The sequence below is a fragment of the Actinomarinicola tropica genome, assembly GCF_009650215.1.
GTDB classification, from domain to species: domain Bacteria; phylum Actinomycetota; class Acidimicrobiia; order Acidimicrobiales; family SKKL01; genus Actinomarinicola; species Actinomarinicola tropica.
In genome coordinates this window covers 24,483-38,793 of record NZ_CP045851.1, presented here as the reverse complement: position 1 = coordinate 38,793, position 14,311 = coordinate 24,483, and the positions used below count along the sequence as shown (strand labels likewise).

Annotated in this window: 6 protein-coding genes; all 6 read right to left on the bottom strand. The window is 73.8% G+C overall.

Annotated features, from left to right (window positions below; genetic code table 11):
• Positions 1-69 precede the first annotated feature (69 nt).
• Positions 70-4,761 carry a DUF6531 domain-containing protein gene (locus GH723_RS00110; RefSeq protein ID WP_153757746.1) on the bottom strand — a complete coding sequence of 1,564 codons (4,692 nt, stop codon included), beginning with the start codon at positions 4,759-4,761 and terminating at the stop codon, positions 70-72.
• 43 nt (positions 4,762-4,804) lie between these two features.
• Positions 4,805-5,392: a hypothetical protein gene (locus tag GH723_RS00105; RefSeq protein WP_153757745.1), complete on the bottom strand. Its 588-nt coding sequence runs from the start codon at positions 5,390-5,392 to the stop codon at positions 4,805-4,807.
• Positions 5,393-5,534: 142 nt separating this feature from the next.
• Positions 5,535-9,881, bottom strand: a complete 4,347-nt coding sequence (locus GH723_RS00100; protein ID WP_229023237.1) for an FtsK/SpoIIIE domain-containing protein — start codon at positions 9,879-9,881, stop codon at positions 5,535-5,537.
• 28 nt (positions 9,882-9,909) lie between these two features.
• Positions 9,910-12,159: a transglutaminase-like domain-containing protein gene (locus tag GH723_RS00095; protein ID WP_153757743.1), complete on the bottom strand. Its 2,250-nt coding sequence runs from the start codon at positions 12,157-12,159 to the stop codon at positions 9,910-9,912.
• Complete coding sequence (locus GH723_RS00090; protein WP_153757742.1) at positions 12,156-13,328, bottom strand: DUF58 domain-containing protein; 1,173 nt, start codon at positions 13,326-13,328, stop codon at positions 12,156-12,158. Before GH723_RS00090 ends, GH723_RS00095 begins: the two co-directional genes overlap by 4 nt.
• A gap of 1 nt (position 13,329) precedes the next feature.
• The gene (locus GH723_RS00085) at positions 13,330-14,310 is read right to left on the bottom strand and encodes an AAA family ATPase (protein WP_195210425.1); all 981 of its coding nucleotides are present in this window, start codon (positions 14,308-14,310) and stop codon (positions 13,330-13,332) included.
• Position 14,311 lies beyond the last annotated feature (1 nt).

The window sequence follows — 14,311 nt, the reverse complement described above, 5'->3', positions numbered from 1 at the left end:
CAGCGGCGAACCTAACAACCACCCCCCACACCGAGAACCCCCACCACGGGGGGACAACTCCCCCGGGGGTCAGACCGCCCCGGCCTCGATGAGGGCACGGGCCCGGGCCGGTCCGACGCCGGGCACGTCGGTGAGGCTCTCGGCGTCGAGGCCCCGCACCGACTCGCGGTACTGGATGATCCGCTCCGCCGTCCGCGGACCGATGCCGGGCACGCTCTCCAGGTCGGCCTGGGTGGCGTGGTTGATGTCCCAGTTGTCGCGGACGGGGTTCGGGAGCAGCGACTCCGGGGTCTCCCCGTCGAAGGCGCCCGAGGGATCGCCGAGCCCGTCGAGGGCGCGGTGCTGCACCTCGCTCGAGCCCACGCCGATAACCGTGTCCATGGTCGCCTGGCGAACCGCTCCGCCCCAGTCCATCTGGCCGTCGCCACCCGGCGTGAACGAGTTGAGCGCCTCGGATCCGATCGCCATCGGGTAGTTCTGGACCGCCCCCGAACCCGCGTTCACCGCGAGGCGCGAGCCGGTGCTGCTCATCACCGACGGCGGCACGAACCGGGTGACCGCCGAGCTGACGCCGACGCCGAAGCCGGCGCCCACCGCGCCCGTCACCCCGCCGAGCAAGGCCTCCCGCCCGGTGTCCTCCCACGACTTGCCGTCCAGTCGGGCGTTGAGCCCCGAGGAGAGGGCGCCGACCACCGCTCCGGCGGCGATGACGCCGACCGGCCCGAGGGTGGCCGTCGCGACCGCCATGACCACGACGCCGCCGACGACGATCGCCGCCTTGGCGAGGTAGGTCCACGGGTCCTGCGAGACGGCGTCCCACGCCTTCTCGAACATGCCCTTGGCAGCCTGCTCCCGCATCGCCGCGTAGTCCTCGTCGCTGATCGGCCGGCGGCCGGTGGGGTCGACGAGGTTGACCGGGTCGTTCCAGGCGTAGACGTACGGGCCGCCCACCGCGAGCTCGCCGAGGACCGGCGGCATCGGGTCCCGGCTGAGGAAGGTCCGGGTGCGCGTGTCGTAGGCCCGGTCACCGAGAAGCAGGAGGTCGTCGACCGCCAGCTCGCCTCGGAAGCCGAGGCGGACGCCGGTGCCACCGTCGAACCCCCAGGGGTCGTCGGTGGTGCGGCGGTCCCAGCCGGCGTCGGGGTCGGTGGCGACGAGGACCCGGTTGCCCCACCAGAGGTAGCGCTCGTCGCCGATCCCGAGGAGGCTGCCGGTGGCCTCGCTGTCCCAGAGGATGGGGATGCCGTCGACCGACACCGGGCGACCGACCGGGTCGCGCCGGATGTCGCGCTGGACCTCGGTCCCGTCGGCGGCGGTGCGGTGCACGCCCACGAGGCGGCCGAGCGCGTTCCAGCGGTACGCGACCCTGCTCCCGTCGGAGCGGACCTCGGCGACGCGGCGGCCGCTGCGGTCGTACTCGTAGGTGGTCTCGGTGCCGTCGGGGTCGACGGTGGCGAGCAGCTCGCCGGCCCGACCGTAGCGATGGGTGCGCACGCCGCCGTCGGTGCGCTCGGTGGCGAGCAGCCCACGGTCGTCGTAGCCGTACGTGGTCGTGGACGACCCGACGGTGGCCTCGGCCAGTCGCCCCGCGAGGTCGTAGCCGAAGCGCCGGCCGTGCTCGTCGAGGGTGATGCGACCGTCGTCGTCGCGTCCGAGGTCGAGCTCGGCCGGCAGGTCGACGCGGCGGCCACGCCAGGTGAACCCGACGAGGCGGCCGTCGTCGCGGCGGTCGAGGGCGACCTGGAACCCGGCGCCGTCACCCAGCCCCGTCAGGTAGCCGTCGGCGTCGCGGGCGTAGGTGACGCGGCCGGCATCGGTTCCGACCTCGACCGGGCGGCCGACCTCGTCGCGACGGATGCGCAGGAGGGCGTCGCCGGCCGTCGCCCCCACCATCCGGCCGTTGGCGTCGTGCTCCACGTCGAGCAGCGGGGTGCCCTCCGCGTCCGTCGCGCCCGTGAGGCGACCGGCGGCGTCGAACGAGCGGACGATCTCGGAGCCCTCCGGCCCGATCAGGCGCTCGACGGCGCCGCGGGCATCGCGCACGAACGTCGTGCTGCTCCCGTAGGCGTCGGTGACGCGGGCCAGGTGCCCGGCGACGTCCCACTCCAGGAGAGCGGTCGTGTCGCCCGTCGTGTAGGCGGCGACCCGCCCGACGTCGTCGTGCTCGACCTCGGTGACGACGCCCGCCGGATCGGTGACCCGGAGGGGCAGGCCGCGGTCGTCGTACTCGACCACCGCGGCGGCGGCGCCGTGGCTCAGGCCGGAGGTCGCGACGCCCGACGTCCGCTCGGTGCTGTAGGCACCGAACGGCCCGGCGATGGCGGCCAGGCGACCGGCGACGTCGTACTCGAACGTGCTGACCACGCCGTCGCGCCGCACCCGAGCCACGGCACCGTCGGCCCGCCGCTCGAGAACCACCTCGGTGCCGTCGTGCTCGACGATGCGGACCAGGCGGCCCGCGGCGTCGTACGCGCGCCGCTCGGTGCGCCCGAGGGGGCTGCGGATCTCCGCCAGGCGCCCTCCTGGCGTGTAGCCGTACGTGGTGGTGCGCCCGGCCGGATCGGTGGCCGCCACCACGCGACCCATGCGGTCGACGTCGTAGGTCCACTGGTGCCCCGCCGGGTCGGTGTGGGTCGCGAGCTGGCCGTTCGGGTGGTAGCTGAGGAGGGTCGTGGCCCCGTCGGGAGCCACCGACATCGTCGTGCGGCCGAGGACGTCGACGTCGCGGGACCAGGTGCGTCCCGTCGGGTCGGTGACGAGGACGGGACGACCCTCGGGGTCGAGCTCGACCTCGGTGCGTCCTCCCGCCGGATCGATGGTGACGACCTGCCGACCGAGGGGATCGTGCTCGACGGTCGTGCGGCCGCCGTCCGGCGCGGTCGTGGCCACGGCGCGCCCCACCGCGTCGCGCTCGTAGGCGACGAGCACGCCACGGGCGTCGGCGAGGGCGGCGACGTCGCCGGCGGCGTCGCGCACGGCACGCCAGGGCGAACCGGCGACCGACAGGCCGCCCGCCAGCCGTCCGGCTGCGGTGTGCTCGAAGGTGCGCAGCCCGTCGCCGTCGCGGAGCGCGACGACCCGGCCCGCGGCGTCGAGCTCCACGGTGGCGGCGATGCCCTCGGGGGCCTCGACGCCCACCGTGCGCCCGGCGGCGTCGTACTCGAACGTGATGCGGTTGCCGAGGCCGTCGGCGATCGCGTCGAGGAGCCCGTCGCGGTTCCACTCGAGGCGGATCGACACGCCGTCGGCGTCGACGACCCCCGTGGGAAGGCCGAGGGGGCCGAGCTCGACGTGGAGCTCGGTGCCGTCGGCGAACACCACGCGGCTCGGCTCGCGGTCGTCGCCGTCGTACTCGTAGGTGGTCGTCGCCCCGGCGCGGTCGGTGTCGGCGACGACGCGGTCCTGCTCGTCCCGGTCCCAGGTGTGGCGCAGGCCGTCGGGGTCGGTGCGGGCGATGAGGTTGCCCCGCAGGTCGTGGGAGAAGCGGGTGATGGCCCCGGTGCGATCGACGACCTGGACGATGTTGTCGTCGTCGTCGTACGCGATGCGCATCGTGTTGCCGAGACCGTCGATCATCGCGGTCATGCGGCCGCGGCGGTCGTGGACCATCACGTTCGGCGGTCCACCGTCGTCGGCGACGTCGACCGACACCCCGTCGGGGCGGTACTCGTAGCTCGTGGTGCGACCGCGTCCGTCGACCTGGGACAGCACCCGCCCGCCACGGTCGTACTCGTTGGCGCAGACGAGGATCCCGTCGGCGTCGCGGACCTCGGCGAGGAAGCCGGAATCGTCGTGTGCGTAGGTGACGTCGCCGTCGGGTCGTGCCACCGCGACGAGGCGGCCGTCGCCGTCGTAGCGGTAGGCCGCGGTCCGCCCGTCGGACGTGATGGCCTCCACGACGCGCCGGAGCGACGGGTCGATGCGGTGCTCGACCCACCGGCCGGAGGTGGCGTCGGTGAGGCGCACCCGCTCCGCGGTGCGATCGATCGCGACCTCGGCGGCGACCGCGGTGAACCCGGTGCAGGACCCGTCGGCATCGAAGCGCCAGCTGCGCTCGCGCCCCTCCTGCACGATCCACCCCGAGTCCGCCTCGACCAGCTCGTGGCCGCGTCGACGGCCGCCGAGCCACGAGCCGTCGTCGGCCGAGCGGTGGAAGACGCTGCCGCCGCCGTCCGGCCCGCGGAAGGTGACGCGCCCGTCCTCGACCGCCAGGCTCACGTCGACGAGCGACGTCCACCCGGGGCCGAACACGCCGTCGCGGCGGTCGAGCGAGTTGTACGCCCGGACGACCGCGAGCGAGGCGGCCACGCCGTACATGGCGAGGTCGCCGTCGCGCAGCAGGAAGTTGCCGTTCGCCATGCAGATCGGGTCGTCACGGAAGCCGGAGTACGGCGGCTGCCCGAACATCTCCACCGCGGCGACGTCGATGGGTCCCGGGGCGGTGTCCAGACCCCGTGCCGCGAGCGCGGCGTCGACGTCGGCGGCCGCCACCGACACGACGCCGTCCCCGTCGAAGCGGTTGGCGAGCACGAGCTGCTCGCGCACGGTGGCGACGAAGTCGGCGTTCGTCTGCCACGACTGCAGCAGCTCACCGGCGGCGGCGAGCGACGGGGTCGAGGGGTGCTGGAACGAGCACGCGCCGGACACCGCGTTGGCCTTCGCCGCCACGGTGTCCAACCGGGTCGCCGCGCTCGACACCGCCGAGGACGAGCCGTCGACGAACGTGGCGAGGTCGACGGGGTTCGCGCTGGTGACCGTCATCTGTCCGGGATGCCTCTCGTGTCGCGGTGCGGGTGGGCGGGGCCTACTTGTTGGCCTTGTTGATCTCGTCGATCTGCTTGTCGATGTAGGTGGCCATCTCGGTGTTGGCCTCCTGCACCTTGGACTGCGCCGAGCTCGTGAACCCCGACACCGCCCCCACCGCGTTGTCCTTCGCCGTCCCCACCCAATCGGTGTTCTGCAACGCCGACAAGTGGTTCGAGAACTGCTCGGAGATCGCCGAGAAGTGCGACGACGCCGTCGACTTCATCCCCTCCAGAGCCGGCAGGTTCGCCCCCACCGACTCATCACCCGCCGGCACCGCCGGCGCCGAGATCGTCGACCCGTTGAACGCGATGTCCACCGGACCACCACCCAACGACGCCGCGATGTTCGACGTCGTCGACCGCACCGCATCGGCGATCTTGGTCATGTCCTGGGTCAACGCGTTCGCCAGCTCCGTCGCCAACTGCCCGCACTTGGTCTTGAACGCCACCGCGTTCGGCCCGTAGTAGTCCACCGACACCGCATCGGACACCAACGCCTCCAACGACGTCCGGATCGACCCGAACATCTCCTGAGCCGACTGACCGTAGGCCCGCACCGACGGCGGGTTCACACGCACATCCGACACCACACCACTCCTCACCCCGGCACCACCGGGAACGACGACCAACAGCACCAACAGCGGCGAACCTAACAACCACCCCCCACACCGAGAACCCCCACCACGGGGGGACAACTCCCCCCTCGCGCCGTGCGCCGCGCGCCCCGGGTCAGCCCTCGGCGTGGACGCCGTCGGGCAGGTAGGTCTGGACGACCGTGGGCACCCGGTTGCGGACGAACATCCCACGTCCGGGTGGCATCTGGAGCCCGAGCCGGAGGAGCGGCAGGCGCATCACGCCGATGGTCTCGGCCACCTCGCGGGAGCTCGACGGCTGCAGGTACAGGACCTGGCGGGCCGCCCGCACCCGCTTCACGACCTCGTTGTTCGAGTACCCGAACGAGGTCGACGACCCGAGGAAGCGGATCGACCGGTTGGGGCCCAGCCCCATCACCGCTCCGTCGAACGCCGGCCCCTCGAGCAGGTCGAGGTCGTCGATCACGACGACCGCCTCCCGGCCGGGGAACTCGAGCTCGGCCTTCATCGTGCCGAGGAGCGTCTGGGCGTCGGCGGCGCCCCACGCGCACGCCGCCCAGGGGAAGCGCCGCAGGCCCGAGTCCTCGGCGCCGATCGCGTAGACGGTGGCGCCGGCGGCCTCGACCTGCTCGGCCATCGACCGCAGCGCCCACGACTTGCCCGACTGCGGCGGCCCGGTGACGAGCACGTCGAGGTTGGTCAGGTCGAACGGCACCTCGTCGCCGGAGATGTCGGCGATCCCGACGACGCCGTCGCGCGCCCCGCGCCGGGGCGGGCGCGCCGGACGCGGGATCGTCGCCGGCAGCGGCGCCCCGAGCAGGTCCGGCGGCGACACGTCGATGATCCCGGCGAACGACGCGAGCGCCGTCGCCTCGTCGACGTCGGGCCCGCCCAGCGTCGCGACCTGGATGCGCAGGCCGTCGAGGTACCCGGCACCGGGACCGAACGACTGGGTGCTCGGCACGCCGAGGGCGTTGGTCTCCGCGGGGTCGACCTGCCGGAGGACGAGGCGGCGGGTCATGCTGGCGAAGATCGCGCTGCGCACCGCTCCGGCCCGGTCGGCGGTCATCACCGCGTGGACGCCGACCTGCCGGCCGTCGAGCACGACGCGGTGGAACGACGAGAGCCACTGGTCCGACGTCTGCTCCTGGCCCCCACGGGTGTTCTGGAGCGCCTCGATCAGGTTGGCGTAGCCGTCGACGAGCAGGAGGACGGTGGGGCCCCGCTCCGAGCCGGGAGCATCCGACGGCAGGGCCCGGCGGCGAGCCACCTCGGCGTCGAGGGTCTCGATGATCCGCGTGGTGGCCTCGAGGTCGTCGAGCGTGCCGACGCCGCAGCACTGCGGGAGGGCGGTGAGCGATCGCAGCTCCCCCGACGAGAAGTCGAGGACGAAGAGGGCCACGTGGCCTCCGCCGCTGCGCATGTCGTCGAGCGAGGCGCTCGCCGCCGCCGTGCGGAGGACCGTCGTCTTGCCCGAACCGCCGGTGCCGATCACGAGCAGGCCCCCGCCGCTCGCCAGGTCGACCACGCTGGCGTGCTGGCGCTGGTTCGCGGGGTCGTCGGCGGCGCCGAGCAGGACGAGCCGTCCCGGGTCGCGCTCGTAGCCGGGGACCCGCCGCATGGCGTCGACGGTGGTGAACGGCAGCTGCTCCGGGAGCAGCTCGTTCCAGATCTGGCGGACCGGGGGGTGGCCGAGGGCGCGGATGGCGTCGATCAGCGCGTCGAGCTGCGTGCGCGGCTCGGGCCCGCCCGGCGTGCTCACCGCCGGGCGGGACGCGGCGTCGATCGTGCCGTCGAGCCCGAGCGGGAGGATCTCGATCGGGGGGCGTCCGCTCGTCGTCGCCAGCGGCGCGCTGCAGTACGCCGACTGGAACTCGACCAGGTTGCCGGGGCCGAGGCGGGCGATCGACCGTCCCTTCAGCGGCACGGGGATCTCGGCCGCGTCGGGCGCGTTGAGGATGCTCATCGACTCCGCCCGGTCGAGCATCCGCAGCGAGATCCGCAGGTTCGTGTTGGCGAGGATGTTGTCGTCGACCGACGCCGAGGGACGCTGCGTGGCGAGGATGAGGTGGACGCCGTAGCTGCGACCCCGCTGGGCGATGTCGATGATGTCGGCGACGAAGTCGGGCAGCTGCTTCACGAGGGTGGCGAACTCGTCGATGACGATCACGAGCGACGGCGGCGCCTGGTCGGGGTGGAGCCGACGCATCTCCGCCATGTCCTTGGCGGCCAGCTCGCTGAAGAGCGCGACCCGCCGCCGCAGCTCGGCCCGCAGCGAGACCTGGGCCCGCAGGGCCAGCGACTCGTCGAGGTCGGTGACCCGCCCGGCGATGTGGGGAAGGTCCTTGAACACCTCGCTCGCCGACCCGCCCTTGAAGTCGATGAACATCAGGGCCACGTCGCGCGGCGACTGGAAGGCGACGAGCCCGGCCACGAGCGACTGGATGAGCTCGCTCTTGCCCGCGCCGGAGGTGCCGCCGATGAGCCCGTGAGGTCCGTCGGACACCATGTCGAGCCGCAGCGGTCCGTCGGCGCCGGTGCCGACGACGGTCTCGATCGCGTACCCCCCCTCGCCCCGGCGATCGACCGCCCACTCCTGCTGGATCCACGCCGGCGTGACGTCGTCGACGCCGTGGGCGGCGAAGAGCGGCACGACCCGGGGGATCGACGACGTGGAGCTCGTGGACGACGCGTCGCGCAGCGGGGCGAGCGCCCGCGCGACCAGGTCGGGCAGCGATCGGTCGACGCCGTCGGCCGAGAACCAGCTGGTGGGCGTCTCGGGGTCGGTGAACCACATCTTCGAGAGCTGCTCCGCGCCCACCTCCAGCCGATCGGCGAGCTCGGCGACCACGCGGCACTGGGGCGGGACCCGGTCGGCGGTGTCGCTCAGCCAGAGCACCGAGATGCCCACCTCGGGGCACCGGTCGAGGAGCTGGGCCACCAGGCGGGGATCGGGGTCGATGAGGCGGTCGAGCACCAGCAGCACCCAGGGCCACCGGCGGTCGACGCCGTGCTCGGTGCTGGCCTCGCGGAACTCGGCCACGTCGATGACCGCCTGGAGGAGCTGGTCGGTCGAACGTCGATCGGTCGCCAGGTGCGGCCCGCCGATCGGCGAGCCCGTGGCGTGGGTGTGCGGCACCCACCGCAACCAGCTGGCGAGGTCCATCTCCGTCGAGGCCGCGGCGGCGACGACGAGGTCCTCGGGGCTGTGCAGGCACACGGCCTGGATCAGGAGGGCCTTCGCGAGCGACGCGACCTCCCGGCGCGGGCCGTGCACGCCCATCACGCCGAGCTCCTGGAGCGGCACGGTCACCGGCATCCGCTCGAAGCCGCGGTAGCGGTCCTCCAACTCCTCGAGCCGGGCGACGAGCTCCGGGTCGCCCTCCGACGAGTGCTCCGCGGTGATGAGCGACGCCACCGCACCCGTCCCGACGCGCAGCGTCAGGAACTCGGGGATGTCCCGCCCCCGCGACCACAGCGACCGGTCGCGGCGCTCGGCCCGCCGGCGCAGGTCGGCGATGTCGGGTGCCGCGGCCAGCCGGGCCGTCTCCTCCTCGGCGTAGGCCGCGGCGTAGGCCTCGGTGCGCTCGGCCAGGCGGGTCTCGAAGGTCGCCAGGTCGCGCACGGCACGGTCACGGTTGCGCCGCTTGTTCTCGAAGTGGTTCGCCACCGCCATGAGCGGCGAGAGCAGGGCGAAGAACAGGAACTGCGGACGCTGCATGACCACCGCCATCAGCAGGCCGCCGACGGCGGGGGCTGCCATGGTCATCCACGAGAACCGCGGGGGTTCGGGTGCTGCGGGCACCTTGTTGATCGGAGGGAGCGTGACCTCGACCGGACGAGCCGGCCGGAGCGGCGTCCGGTGGAACGCCACCTGGCCCAGCTGGTCGATGCGGGCCTCCGGGAGGGCATCGACCGGGTGGCACGCGAGGACGGAGTCGCCGAGCCGCAGCTCGGTGCCGAGCCCCACCGCCACCGGGCCGTCGACCGGCTGCCCGTCCACGAGCAGGGGGTTGGTGGCCTCGGGGCTCTCGACGATCGTGACGGTCAGGTCCTCGGCGACCGTGACCTGCACGTGGGCGCGCGAGATCGCCGCGTCGGGGATGGCGCGGTAGGCGGGGTCCGACTCGGCCCGGCTCCACGGTCGGCCGAGCGTGTAGGTGCCGGGCGCGAGCTCGGCGCGCCAGCCCGAGGCCGGGCCGCCGACGGCCTCGATCCGGACGAGCGCCGAGGGCCGGGCGTCCCCGCTGTCGACCCGCCGCTCGGTGAGGACGACCACCTCCCCCGACACGAGGCCGACCTCGCTCAGCGTGGCGGCGGGGTCGAGCACCCGTCCCGTCGCCTGTCGGAGCAGCGACGACCCCGGACCGATGCCAGGGTGGGCGACGAGGGCCCGCCGCAGCTCGTCGATCGTGTGGTTTGCCTCGACGACGGCGACGACGTCGGTCGCCCTCGAGGTCCCCTCGGACTCGACGCGGAGCATCAGCTGCACGGGGCGACCCTCCCGGCGCTCATCGCATCGGCCGCAGGGACGTCAGGTTGACGGCGGTCCGCAGGCGCTGGCCGCGACCCATCTCGGCGCGCAGCGCGCCCTCGGCCGAGGCGAGCTCCTCCCACGCGGCGTCGACCTCGGCGGGGGTCGGCTCGCGCTGCCCGAACACCGCGGCATCGGCCCGGCGCGCCAGCGTCGTCGCGCCGGCGGAGCCCATGACCTTCGACTGCTCGTTCCGGGTGGCGCGCGGCGGCACCGCCCCGCCCGCATCGCGCGTCAGGTCCACGAGCTCGCTGAACGAGCCGACGACCCGGTCCACCGAGCTCCCGGTCGTGCGACGACGACGGCGTCGACGTCCCTTCAGGAGGACGATCGCCAGGGCGGGAAGGCCGAGCAGCAGGGCGGGCACGGCGAGCACGGCGACGGCGACGAGCAGCCAGCCGGGGAGGCCGCTGCCCGCCTCGTCGTCCTCGTCCTCCTCCTCGGGCTCCTCGGGATCGAGCTCGTCGGGGATCGACGTCGGCGGCGGGATGGTGGTCGGCGGCGGCGGCTGCGGCTCCGGGTTCTCCGTGAGCGATCGGGGCTGCTTCAGGGGGTCGGGAAGCTGGTCCTCGGGCGGGGTGCCGTCGACCGCCACCCAGCCGTAGCCGGCGACGGGCACCTCGATCCACGCCTCGATGTCCTCGCCGCGGAAGGTGATCTCGTCCTCGCCCCGCTCGTTGTGGAACCCCATGACCACGCGCACGGGGATCCCCCGGGCCTGGGCGAGGAGGCCCTGCGCCGCCGCGAACTGCTCGCCGTTGCCGAAGGGCTGCTCGACGCCGATGAAGTCGAGGAGCCGGCGGAGGCTGTGCCCCGGCGGGCTCACCGGGTTCGCCTCCGGTCCACCGTCGGTGTAGGCGCCCTCCGTCCTCAGGCCCTCGGCGATGGCGAGCACCTCGCCGAACGCAGTCGGCTGGTCCCCGGCCCAGTCCGCGGCCCGGCTGATGAACTCCTGCGGCACGTCCGCCGCCTCCTCGCGCCGGAACCGCGGATCGAGCGGGCTCTCGACGAGGACGTCGGCCGACGGCAGGTCGACGAAGCGGGCGCTGAACGTGTAGCGGTCACCGGGCCGGAGGCGGCCGGGCACGGCGGCGGTGTCGGTCTGGATCGAGACGCGGACGGCGTCGTCCAGCTCGTCGCCGCGCGGACCGTCGAAGTCGAGGCGGGTCACGTCGCCGGCGAGGGGGACCCAGACCCCCTCCGGCTCGTGCACCTCCACCGACACGTCGACCTCGACGCCGAGGCCCTCGTCGGGGATCGCGGCGCCGACGCGCAGGTACTCGCCGGCGAGGACCGACCCGGACCCCGTCGCCTCCCACTCGGTGCCGCTGTAGGCGTCCATCGACGCGATGCGGATGCGGGCGCCGTCCGGCAGGCCCCGCACGGTGAGGATCTCGTCGGTGCGCTCGTCCTGGTCGGTGTAGTTGCGGTACGCGGCGAGCGGGCTCGGCTCGGTGAGGGGGTCGAACGGGGGCTCGACCTCGTCGCGCAGGATGAACCGGTCGTCGGCGTCGGCACCGGGCAGCCGGGGTCCCACGACGACGCCGCCGAGCGCGGCGAGCACCACCAGGCCGGCGGCGGTGACGAGCCGTGACCGGGACGGCGGCGCCTGGTTGACGGCACGGCCGCGGTGGTGGCGGAGGCTCACCCAGGTGATCGTGAGGGCGCCGAACACGACTCCCTGCAGCAGCAGCGACGCGGGCCGCTTCGTGCCCATGAGGACGCTGAGGACCAGCACGGCCGAGGGCGGGAGCACGCACCAGACCTTCCGCGAGAAGCGGACGGCCAGCGCGGCGGCGAGCAGCCCGCCGGCGAACCCGCAGACGTACGGGATCGCGAGGAGGTCGCCGGCCTGCCCCGCCGGGGGCAGCGTGGTGAGGAGCCGGATCCAGCCGTTGACGATCCCGTCGGCGAGGCCGGACGCGGCGTCGAGCGAGGGGAGCACGCCGCCGAGCGCCCGGTGGCGCAGCGCGAGGGGTCCGCTGAGCACCGTCAGGACGACGATCGAGGCGGCGAAGGCGACGAGGACGGGCAGGCGGGTCCGGACCACCACGTAGCCGAGCGCGACGCCGAGCACCACCGCCGGGAGCCCGACGACGAGCTCCTCGCCGCCGGCGAACACCGTGCGGAAGCCGACGACGCCGAGCGCCGCGAGGACGGCGCTGAACGCCAGGTCGACCAGGTCGGCCCGCCCCGGACGCAGGCGCGTGGCGAGCGGCACCGTCATCGGCCGGTCCCCGCCAGCGCCAGGACCCGTGCCAGGTCGTCGAGGCGGCCGACCTCGACCAGGGAGACGTTGCCGATCCGGCGGCGTGACGCCTCGGCGCCCACCCTGCACCGCAGCGCCACGACGGTGACGTGGGAGCCGTAGGACTCGCACGCCAGGCGGACGAAGCGGGGGTCGACGTCGGAGCCGACGACCAGCGCGAGGACGCTGACCGAGCGCATCGCGGGGAGGGAGCGACGTGCCAGCTCGCGTAGCGGCAGCCCGTCGGGCACCTGCTCCACGCCGCTCAGCGCGTCGAGGAGGGACTGGGGCGTCTGCGACGCGAGGGCGTCGCTCCCGCTGAGCACCGTCACCTCCTGCTCGTCGACGAGCGCCGTGCGCCCGAGGGAGCCCACGACCGAGACCCCGAGCTCGAACTCCTCGTCGTCGATCCAGTCGGTGGCGTCGGTGGACAGCACGATCCCCAGGTGGGACCGGCGGGTGTCGACGAACTGGCGGACCATCAGCGTGCCGAGGCGCGCCGTCGTCCTCCAGTGGATGTGACGTCGATCGTCGCCCGGGACGTACTCCCGCAGGGTGTGGAACGCCACGTCGCTCGGCGACAGGTCGTTCGTCGTCCGGCCCTCGAGGTCCCGGATCCACCCGGCCGAGAACGAGGGCAGGACCGTCGTGCGGGGGTGGACGTACAGGTCGACCTGCCGGCCCGACACGACCTCGCGCCGGGCGATGCCGAGCGCGTCGCCCTTGATGCTGCGGGCGGGCCCGACGGGGATGATCGACCGTCGGTGCGTCGGTACGACGAAGGGCTCCTCGTACCGCTCCCCTGCCCCGAGGGCGCCGACCTCGAACACCGCGACGCCCGCGCCGACCGGCACCTCCACGCGGCTGCCGAGGGCGAGCCGTCCACGCGGGTTCACGACCCGGACGCGCCCCACGGCGTCCCCTCCGACGACGACGCGCGGGGGCTCGACGTCGACGTCGATGTGGAGCGCCAACCGCCCGACGGTGGCGAGCAGCGCCAGGAGCAGGGCGACGAGGCACGCCCCGGCGATGATGAGGAGCTCCTCCCAGCCGAGGCGCGCGCCGACCCACCACGACACCGCACCGATCGCGGCGATCGTCCACCCGAGGGAGGTGATCGGGGCCAGGGCCCGGCGGAGGAGGGTCACGTCAGCCGACGGCCGCCGCCCCCCGCTCGGTGGGCGGGGCGAGCTCGGACAGGATGCGGCCGAGGACCTGCTCGGGCGTGACCCCGTTGAACTGGGCGTCGGGGGTCAGCAGGACCCGGTGGCCGAGGACCGGGAGGGCGAGGGCCTTCACGTCGTCGGGCACCACGTGGGTGCGACCCTGGGCCGCGGCCCACGTCTTGGCGGCGCGCACGAACGACAGGCAGCCGCGCATGCTCGCGCCGAGCGCCACCTCCTGGGCGCGGCGGGTCCCCTCGGCGATGCGGCTGATGTAGTCCAGGATCGACGTGTCGGTGTGGACGCCCGCGGCCATGGCCGACATCTGGTTGACGGTCTCCGCCGCGATCATCGGGCTCACGGCCGCGTCGCGGTTGCGGTTGGCGGCGTCGGCGAGCAGCTGGACGGTCGTGGCGTGGTCCGGGTAGCCGAGCGACGTCTTCATCAGGAAGCGGTCGAGCTGGGCCTCCGGCAGGGCGTACGTGCCGGCCTGCTCGACCGGGTTCATGGTGGCGATGACCATGAACGGGCTGGCGACCTCGTGGGGCACGCCGTCGACGGTGACCCGTCCCTCCTCCATCACCTCGAGCAGCGCCGACTGGGTCTTCGGCGACGCCCGGTTGATCTCGTCGGCGAGCACGACGTTGGCGAAGACGGGTCCGCGGTGGAAGTCGAACCGGCCCGAGTGCTGGTTGTAGATCGTCACGCCGGTGACGTCGGACGGGAGCAGGTCCGGCGTGAACTGGATGCGCGAGCTCGTGCCCTGCACGGTGTGGGCGAGCGACTTGGCGAGCACGGTCTTGCCGGTGCCGGGCACGTCCTCGAGCAGGAGGTGCCCTCCGGCGAACATGCACGCCAGGGCGAGACGGATCGTGTGGGTCTTGCCCTTGATCGCGACGTCGACGTTGGCGACGAGGGTCTCGAAGGTCTCGGCGAACCACGCCGCCTGGTCGTTCTGGATCGTCATG